Here is an 8,238-nt window from a genome sequence, read left to right as displayed (position 1 = left end):
CCACCGGCGGCAAGGCGGGCACGGGCGCGCTGATCGGCGGCGCGCTGGGCGCGGTGGCCGGCAACGTCTGGTCACGGCACATGGAAGACAAGCGCCGCGCGATGGAACAGGCCACGCAGGGCACCGGCGTGGAGGTGACGCGCACCGCCGACAACCAGCTCAAGCTGGACGTGCCGAGCGACATCTCGTTCGCGACGAACAGCGCGGCGGTCGAGCCGCGTCTGCGGCCCGTGCTGGACGCGTTCGCCAACGGCCTGAACAACAACCCGTCGCCGACGATGGTCCGCGTCGTCGGCCACACCGACAACACCGGTTCGGACGCGATCAACGATCCGCTGTCGCTGCGCCGCGCGGAAAGCGTGCGCGGCTACCTGGCGGACCGGGGCGTTCGTTCCGAGCGGATCGAGGTCGCCGGCCGGGGCTCGCGCGAACCGCTGGTCTCCAACGACACTGCGGAAAGCCGCGCCAAGAACCGCCGCGTCGAGATCTTCCTGCGCGAGCCGCAGCAGGGGTCCGGCGGCTGAGCCGACGCGGCAGCGCTGCGGCGCTGCCATGACAAAGGCGCTCCCGAGGGAGCGCCTTTTTTCTTGCCTTGCCTGGACGACGGTCCGGGTCCGGGTCAGGCCGCGGACTTGGCGGGTTCGGGTCCCATGTGCGGGCCCGTGCGGTGCAGGGCGCCGCCCTCGCCTTCCCAGGTGGTGACCTCCTCGGGTTTGGCGTGGGAGGTCTTGTGCCGCAACTCGTGGCGCCGGGCCTGCCATTGCCACAGCGCGTAGCCGGCGAGGCTCGACAGCGCGAGCGGAACGAGGCGTTTCATCAGCATGGTGTCGCTCCTCTTCGATGGTTCAACGGGCCGGCGCGCTGGCCTTGGGCTGGCGCGGCGGCGGGACGTCGGGACCCGGACGCATGGTCGCGCTCGGCGGGTTGGCGGGGGCGGACGGGATGCCGGCCGCGGTCGGGTTCTCCTGCACCATGCGGTCGATGCGGGTCAGGATGCCGCCGCTCTCCACGCTGCCGTCTCGCGTGCCCTGACCCATGACCATCATGCGGCAGTCCTCGCGATCTTCCGCGGCGACGCGCTGGCAGCGCAGCATCGCGTTGTTGGCCAGGTCCTGCGTGCTCGCGGTCCGCAGCGCCCCGCTCTGGGCGGCCTGACGCGCGGCGCCCGCTTCCTTCAGACAGGCCGCGCGGGCCTGGCCGGTCTTGCCCGCCAGGCAGTTGGCGCGGTCCTGCTCGTAGGTCGCCTGGATGTCGGACTTGGACGAAGCCCCGGCCGCGAAGGCCGGCGTGGTCACGATCATCACCGCCGACAGCACAGCCCCGGCGGTGATCCATGCGGCGGCGGAGGGCGACGTGAAGGTCTTGTTGAGCTTGATCATCTTGGGTTCCTTTCCAGCGCTGGGCGCCGAGGTCGGAAGACGGGGGGAGAAGATGATGCAAGGCTAGGGCCGCGGCCTGCCGCCGTCTGTCGTACCGCGCCGGAGCCGCGTGTAGGACGAGTCCGGCACAAGTCCGGCACCGGTGCGCACGCCGGGCTTGCGGCGTCCTGTCCTACACCCGGACGTGGGCCCTGCTGATCCCTCCGGCACCCTGGCCGCTCCTACAGTGACCCCAAGCGCCGCGCCGCGGCCGACAGCACGAAAGGACATCGTCATGTTGAAGTGGGCCCTGATCTTTGCCGTGATCTCGCTGGTCGCCGGCGTCCTCGGCTTCACCGGTCTCGCCGCGGGCGCGGCCGGCATCGCCAAGATCCTCTTCGGGATCTTCGTGGTCATCTTCCTGGTGCTGCTGGTGCTGGGCATCACCGGCGTCAACGCGATCCGGAAGTGACGTCCCCGTCTACTGAAGTTTCCTGAACCCAGAGGAGCCAGCCCATGAACGCCCCCGAACACAAGCACCTCCAGCTTGATGAACAGGCCTTGCAACGCGCTCGCCAGCACCTCGACGAAGGTCCCGTCACGCCGAGCTACGGTCCCTGGCGCGAGGACGTGATCCGTCTGCTCAACGACGCGCTCGCGACCGAGCTGGTCTGCGTGCTGCGCTACAAGCGCCACTACTTCACCGCGCACGGCCTGAACTCGCCGCGCATCGCCGAGGAGTTCCTTGAACACGCGACGCAGGAGGCGGTCCATGCCGACCGCATCGCCGAGCGCATCGTGCAGCTGGGCGGTGATCCGGACTTCAGGCCGGACTCGCTGACCCAGCGCAGCCACGCCGAGTACGACGAGTCCAAGGACCTGAAAGCGATGCTGCGGTCCAACCTGATCGCCGAGCGCATCGCGGTCGAGGCCTACCGCCAGATGATCCAGCTCATCGGTGACAAGGATCCGACGACGCGCCGCATCCTCGAGGAAGTGCTCGCCGAGGAAGAAGAGCACGCCGACGACCTGGCCGACCTGCTGAGGGACTGATCCCATGCGCCGACGCGTCGCCGCCCTGCTCTTCGCGCTCGGCGCGAGCGTCGGCCTGGTCGCCTGCGGCACGCCGCGCGCGCCGGTCAACGGCCGCGTTCCGGATCCGCCGTCGGCGGCTCCCACGCTGACGCGGGTGGCCGCGCAGGTCGACGTCGTCGGCCCGCGCGGACCGATGAACCAGGCCAACCGGGAGCAGGCCGTATCGGCCGCCGCCGCACAAGGCAAGGCGGAGCTGCTGAAGCGCCAGATCGCCGCCATGTCGGCCTTCGGCGACGTCGACCTGTACGCCGGCAACGACGCGCAGCTGCTCGTCGACGGTCCCGCCACCTTCGCCGCGATGTTCGCGGCCATCGACAAGGCGCGCCGCCAGATCATCCTGGAGAGCTACATCATCGAAGACGCCGACGTCTCGCGTCAGCTCGCCGACCGGCTGCTGAAGCGGCGCGCGGAAGGCCTCGAGGTCGCGGTCCTTTACGACGGTGTCGGATCGATGGGCACGGACGAGACCTACTTCGACCGGTTGCGTCAGGGCGGCGTCGCCGTCTGCGCCTTCAATCCGGTCAACCCGCTCAAGCAGCGCACGCGCTATCACAAGATCACGCAGCGGGACCATCGAAAGATGCTGGTCGTGGACGGCGAAACCGGGTTCACCGGCGGCATCAACATCAGCGCGGTGTATTCATCGGGCTCGGGCGGCTTCGGCAGCCGGGGGCCGGCGAAGGCGCCCAGGCCCAAGGCCGCATCGAGCGACGCGGCCGGCGGCAAGGAGGGTGACAAGGCCGACGACAACGGCTGGCGCGACACGATGGTCCAGGTGCGCGGCCCCGCGACGCAGGCGCTGCACACGATGTTCCGCGAGGTCTGGGCGCAGCAGCATTGCGAAGGCAGCATCGCCGCGATCGCGCCCCCGCCGGGCCCGCCCGCGGGTCAGCAGCTGATGCGCGTGATCCCGGCCTCGCCGCAGGACACCGAGAACCGCATCTACACGCTGCTGCTGGGCAGCATCCGTGCCGCGCAGCGCAGCGTGTACCTGACGATGGCCTACTTCGCGCCCGGCCAGGACATGGTCGACGCCTTGTGCGAAGCGGCGCAACGCGGCGTCGACGTGCAGCTGATCCTGCCCTCGCGCAGCGACTTCGGCCCCGTGATGCACGCGGGCCGCAGCCACTACGAGCGCATGCTGAAGGCCGGCGTGCGCATCCATGAACTGCAGGACGCGGTGCTGCATGCGAAGACCGCCGTCATCGACGGCGTCGTCTCCACGGTCGGTTCCAGCAACATGGACTGGCGCAGCTTCGTGCACAACAACGAGGTCAACGCGGTCGTGCTGGGCGAGGACTTCGGCGGCGCGATGACCCGGATGTTCGAGCGCGACCGCACCGCGTCCAGGACGATCGAGCTGCAGCGCTGGCAGGACCGCGGGCTGTGGCAACGGAGCAAGGAATACTTTTCCAGGATGTTTGAACAATGGTGGTGAACAACGCGCCCTCCTCCGCACCGGCCCCTGCGCCGGGTCCCCGACGACGTCGCCGTCATGGCTGGCTCATGGGCCTGGCCGTGCTGCTGGCGATGCTGCTGATCGCCATCGGCGTCTGCGAATGGCTGGGCTGGCCCTTCCTGCGCCGGCCCGCAGAGCAATGGCTGAGCCAGAAACTCGACCGGCAGGTGCGTTTCGACGGCGACGAGGACAACACCGCCTGGCAGCTCCGGCTGATCGGCCACCTGCGTCTGCGCACGCACAGCCTCACGATCTCGGGCCCGAGCTGGAGCACGCTGGGCGGACCGATGCTCCAGGCGCAGGACGCATCACTGACGCTGCGCTATTCCGACCTGCTGGCCCTGCGCCACGAGGGTCAGGCCTTGCAGGTCAAAGCACTGCGCGCGGGTGAGCTGAGCATGAAGCTGGAACGGGACGTCGAGGGCCGCGCGAGCTGGCAGTTCGGCAAGCAGCCGTCCAGCGACACGCAAGTGCGCAAGCGCCCCAACATCGACGGCATCCGTTTCGACCTGCTCGAGGTGAACAAGGGCACGGTGCTGGTGGACGACAAGATCCAGCAGCTGTCGCTGCTGGGCCGGTTCGCGTTGCGCGAGACCTGGACAACGCCAGAGGCCGCTGCATCGGCGGTGCGCGCGGCCAGCGCGGCGGCTTCCGGCACGCGGCTGGCCGTGGACTTCGGCGAGCGGGTGGCGGGCCAGCCCAAGGGCGCGTCGGCGCCCGCCGATGATGCGCGCCCTGGCGAAGGCGCCCGTTACGGTGTGACGGCGCAGGCCGAGGGCCATTGGCGCGACCTGCCGATCAAGGCCAACCTGCAGACCGGGTCCGCGCTGCCGTGGATGTCCTCGGATCCCGATGCGCCGGCCGTGCCGGTCACCTTGCGCGGCAACATCGGCAAGGCGCAGTTGAGCTTCGACGGCCTGGTCCGCGACCTGCTGGTGAGCCAGGGGCTGTCCGGGCAGTACACGCTGGCGGGCCCGTCGCTGGCCGCGGTCGGCGAGCCGCTCGGCGTCACCTTGCCGACCACGCCTGCCTTCGCGATGAAGGGCAAACTGACGCGCGACGGGTCGCGCTGGACCACGGCGGTGAGCCAGGCCACGATCGGCAAGAGCCACCTGAATGGCGAGTTCGTCTACGACAAGAAGGCCGACGGCCTGCCGACGCTGACCGGCGAGCTGCGCGGCCGCGAGCTGTGGCTGGCGGACCTGGGGCCGGCGGTCGGTGTGCCGGCCGAGCCGGGCGCGCCCAAGGTGAAGAAGGCGCCCACGCGCGTGCTGCCGGACAAGCAGTTCGACCTGCCCTCGCTGCGGGCGATGAACGCCAACGTCAACGTGAAGCTGGCGCGCTTCGAATCGGGCACCGCGATCCTGCAGGCGGCCGAGCCGCTGAACGCGCGCATCGTGCTGCAGGACGGCGTGCTGGAGCTGCGCGACATCGATGCGCGCGTGGCACGCGGCCAGGTGGCAGGCAACATGAAGCTGGACGGCCGGGGGCCGCAGGCGAAGTGGCAGGCGCGGCTGCGCGTCGGCGGCGTGCATCTGGAGCAGTGGCTGAACCTGGAGCGCAAGAACGGCCAGCGCTGGGTCACCGGGCTGATGGGCGGGCGCATCGCGCTGGACGGCGAAGGCAAATCCACGGCGGAACTGTTGGCCAGCGCGGACGGCCGCATGGTGCTGTACTGGACCGACGGGACCATCTCCCACCTGATCGTGGAGGCCGCGGGCATCGACATCGCCCAGGGCCTGGGCATGCTGGTGCGGGGCGATGAGCCGCTGGCGGTCTACTGCGGCGTGGCCGACCTGCGGGTCAAGGACGGGGTGGTGACGCCGCGGCCGATGGTCATCGACACCAAGGACTCGGTGGTGCTGGTGGACGGCGGCATGTCGCTGGCGACGGAGCGGCTGGCGCTGACGGCCAAGGTCGATCCCAAGGACAAGAGCCCGCTGACGCTGCGCACGCCGTTGAACATCCAGGGAACCTTGGGCGATCCGCAACTCAGCCTGCAGAAGGCGCCGCTGCTGCGCAAGCTGCTGCCGGCGGCGGTGCTGGGCGTGGCGGTGGCGCCGCTGGCGGCGATCGTGCCGCTGATCGACCTGGGCGAGGATGCGGACCCGGAGAGCCTGAAGGCATTGTCCGAATGCAACGCACGGCTGGCGCCGACATCGAAGCGGCGCGCGGGATCGTGATAATGGGCGCCTCGCTCACGCTCACACCCATGTCCACCGTTCCCGTCACCGCACCGACGCCCGGCACGCTGAACTGTTTCCTGGTCGAGGACAGCCCGCTGATCCGGGAGAACCTTGTCGCGACGCTGCAGGAGATGCTCGACCTCGACGTGGTCGGCTGGGCCGAGGACGAGGCCGGCGCACTGCGCTGGCTGCACGACGAGGCGGTCCCCTGCGACATCCTCATCATCGACCTCTTCCTGAAGCGCGGATCGGGCATGTCGCTGCTGCCCAAGGCCCGGCTGCTGCAGCCCGAGGCCAAGCTGATCGTGCTGACCAACTACGCCACGGCCGACATGCGCCAGCGCTGCGAGGGCCTGGGCGCCGACCGCGTCTTCGACAAGTCCAGCGAACTGGACGAGCTCATCGCGTACTGCCTGGACCTGGCGTCGTCGAAGGCCTGACGCTGTACGCCAACGTGCGGCGCGACCGGAAACTGGTCAGCGACAAGTGGGCAGCGAGAAGTGGTCAGCGCACACAGCAGAAAGGGGTCCCGCGGGACCCCTTTTCCGTTGCCGGGCGACGACTGCCGCCCCGGCGATCGATTCAGCGGCGCGCGATCAATGCGCCCCGCCCGCATCCACCGGCGCGCCCATCTTCGGCGGCCGCTTGGTCAGCCACACGAAGGCGATCAGCACGACGAACAGCACCGCTGAGGCCAGGAAGATGTCGTCCGCCGCGCGCGTGAAGGCCTGCTGGTCGACCAGCCGGTTGATGTAGGCCAGCGCCTGGTCGTGGCTGAAGCCCTGGCGCTGCAGCGTGTCCAGCGCCGCCGTCTCCGCCGGATCGCCCAGCGACAGCCGCTCCGCCAGGTGATGGTGGTGCAGCGCCGCGCGGTTCTCCCACAGCGTCGTGGAGATCGACGTCCCCATCGCCCCCGCCGTGATCCGCACGAAGTTGGACAACCCGGCCGCCGCCGCGATCCGGTCCGGCGTGATGCCCGACAGGGTCAGCGTGGTCAGCGGGATGAAGAAGAACGCCAGCGCCCCGCCCTGCAGGATCGTCGGGATCATGATGGTCCCGAGGTCCGTGTCCGTGGTGAACAAAGAGCGCATCCACAGCACGATCGCGAACATCACGAAGGCGAAGCTCGCCATCATCCGCGGATCCCACACCGAGACCTTCTTCCCCACCACCGGCGAGAGCAGGATGGCCAGCACGCCGACCGGCGCCAGCGCGAAACCCGCCGCCGTCGCGGTGTAGCCCATGTGCTGCTGCAGCCACAGCGGCAGCAGCACCACGTTGCCGAAGAACAGCCCGTAGGCGATCGACAGCACCGAGGCCCCGAACAGGAAGTTGCGGCGCGCGAAGAGCCGCAGGTCCACCACCGGGTGGTCGTTGGTCAGCTCCCAGACGATGAACACCGCCAGGCCCACGACCGCGACCACGGCCAGCGCGATGATCTGGTTGGACTCGAACCAGTCCAGCTCCTTGCCCTTGTCCAGCATCACCTGCAGCGAGCCCACCCACAGCACCAGCAGCGACAGCCCGACGGTGTCGATCGGCAGCTTCTTGGTCGGCGTCTCGCGGGTGCGGTAGATGCTCCACGTCAGGCCGGCCGCGAACAGGCCCACCGGCACGTTGATGTAGAAGATCCAGGGCCAGGTCACGTTGTCGGTGATCCAGCCGCCCAGCAGCGGCCCGACCACCGGCGCGACCAGCGTCGTCATCCCCCATAACGCGAGCGCCGTGCCCGCCTTGTGCTTGGGATAACTCGACAGCAGCAGCGTCTGCGACAGCGGGATCATCGGCCCCGCCACCAGACCCTGGAACACGCGCGCAACGACCAGCATCTCCAGCGAATGCGCGAAGCCGCACAGCCAGGACGCCAGCACGAACAGCAGCACACTGGTCGTGAACAGCCGCACCGCGCCGAAGCGCTGCGTCAGCCAGCCGGTCAGCGGCACGGAGATCGCGTTGGCGACGCCGAAGCTCGTGATGACCCAGGTGCCCTGCACCGGGCTGACGCCCAGGTCGCCGGCGATCGCGGGCAGCGACACGTTCGCGATGGACGAGTCCAGCACGTTCATGAAGGTCGCCAGCGACAGCGAGATGGTGCCCAGGACCAGCGCGGTGCCGGTCAGCGGCGCGGGACCCGCAGGCG

9 protein-coding genes are annotated in these 8,238 nt (G+C 69.6%); 6 read left to right on the top strand and 3 right to left on the bottom strand.

Annotated features, from left to right (window positions below; genetic code table 11):
* Positions 1–524 (top strand): OmpA family protein (locus tag VF536_RS03800; RefSeq protein ID WP_331613455.1); only part of this gene is annotated, 524 nt, incomplete at its 5' end.
* 95 nt (positions 525–619) lie between these two features.
* Here VF536_RS03800 and VF536_RS03795 read toward each other — a convergent pair.
* Together VF536_RS03795 and VF536_RS03790 are read right to left on the bottom strand one after the other, a co-directional pair.
* Positions 620–823, bottom strand: coding sequence for a hypothetical protein (locus VF536_RS03795; RefSeq protein WP_331613454.1), 204 nt, complete (start codon positions 821–823; stop codon positions 620–622).
* Positions 824–845: 22 nt separating this feature from the next.
* Positions 846–1,379 (bottom strand): hypothetical protein, encoded by a 534-nt coding sequence (locus tag VF536_RS03790; RefSeq protein ID WP_331613453.1) that lies wholly within the window; start codon positions 1,377–1,379, stop codon positions 846–848.
* Positions 1,380–1,653: 274 nt separating this feature from the next.
* On the opposite strand from VF536_RS03790, the gene VF536_RS03785 reads away from it, so the two are divergent.
* The 5 genes from VF536_RS03785 to VF536_RS03765 are packed head-to-tail and all read left to right on the top strand — an operon-like array spanning position 1,654 to position 6,538.
* Positions 1,654–1,830, top strand: coding sequence for a DUF1328 family protein (locus VF536_RS03785; RefSeq protein WP_331613452.1), 177 nt, complete (start codon positions 1,654–1,656; stop codon positions 1,828–1,830).
* A gap of 44 nt (positions 1,831–1,874) precedes the next feature.
* On the top strand, positions 1,875–2,411 hold the full coding sequence (locus VF536_RS03780; RefSeq protein ID WP_331613451.1) for a ferritin-like domain-containing protein: 537 nt from the start codon (positions 1,875–1,877) through the stop codon (positions 2,409–2,411).
* A gap of 4 nt (positions 2,412–2,415) precedes the next feature.
* Positions 2,416–3,891 carry a phospholipase D-like domain-containing protein gene (locus VF536_RS03775; RefSeq protein WP_331613450.1) on the top strand — a complete coding sequence of 492 codons (1,476 nt, stop codon included), beginning with the start codon at positions 2,416–2,418 and terminating at the stop codon, positions 3,889–3,891.
* On the top strand, positions 3,882–6,095 hold the full coding sequence (locus VF536_RS03770) for an AsmA family protein (protein ID WP_331613448.1): 2,214 nt from the start codon (positions 3,882–3,884) through the stop codon (positions 6,093–6,095). Before VF536_RS03775 ends, VF536_RS03770 begins: the two co-directional genes overlap by 10 nt.
* Positions 6,096–6,124: 29 nt before the next feature.
* Positions 6,125–6,538: a response regulator transcription factor gene (locus tag VF536_RS03765; RefSeq protein ID WP_331613447.1), complete on the top strand. Its 414-nt coding sequence runs from the start codon at positions 6,125–6,127 to the stop codon at positions 6,536–6,538.
* Between the two features lie 156 nt (positions 6,539–6,694).
* Here VF536_RS03765 and VF536_RS03760 read toward each other — a convergent pair.
* Positions 6,695–8,238, bottom strand: a 1,544-nt coding sequence (locus VF536_RS03760; protein ID WP_414710271.1) for a DHA2 family efflux MFS transporter permease subunit, incomplete at its 5' end; no start/stop codon positions are given.

Source organism: Roseateles sp. (assembly GCF_036486225.1).
GTDB lineage: Bacteria > Pseudomonadota > Gammaproteobacteria > Burkholderiales > Burkholderiaceae_C > Roseateles.
Note: the sequence above shows the minus strand (reverse complement) of the source record. Positions and strands in the feature narration are given on the sequence as shown.

Coding starts and splice junctions, on each gene's coding strand:
- VF536_RS03775 (WP_331613450.1), top strand. CDS start 2,416: ATGCGCCGACGCGTCGCCGCCCTGCTCTTCGCGCTCGGCGCGAGCGTC.
- VF536_RS03765 (WP_331613447.1), top strand. CDS start 6,125: ATGTCCACCGTTCCCGTCACCGCACCGACGCCCGGCACGCTGAACTGT.
- VF536_RS03785 (WP_331613452.1), top strand. CDS start 1,654: ATGTTGAAGTGGGCCCTGATCTTTGCCGTGATCTCGCTGGTCGCCGGC.
- VF536_RS03780 (WP_331613451.1), top strand. CDS start 1,875: ATGAACGCCCCCGAACACAAGCACCTCCAGCTTGATGAACAGGCCTTG.
- VF536_RS03795 (WP_331613454.1), bottom strand. CDS start 823: ATGCTGATGAAACGCCTCGTTCCGCTCGCGCTGTCGAGCCTCGCCGGC.
- VF536_RS03790 (WP_331613453.1), bottom strand. CDS start 1,379: ATGATCAAGCTCAACAAGACCTTCACGTCGCCCTCCGCCGCCGCATGG.
- VF536_RS03770 (WP_331613448.1), top strand. CDS start 3,882: ATGGTGGTGAACAACGCGCCCTCCTCCGCACCGGCCCCTGCGCCGGGT.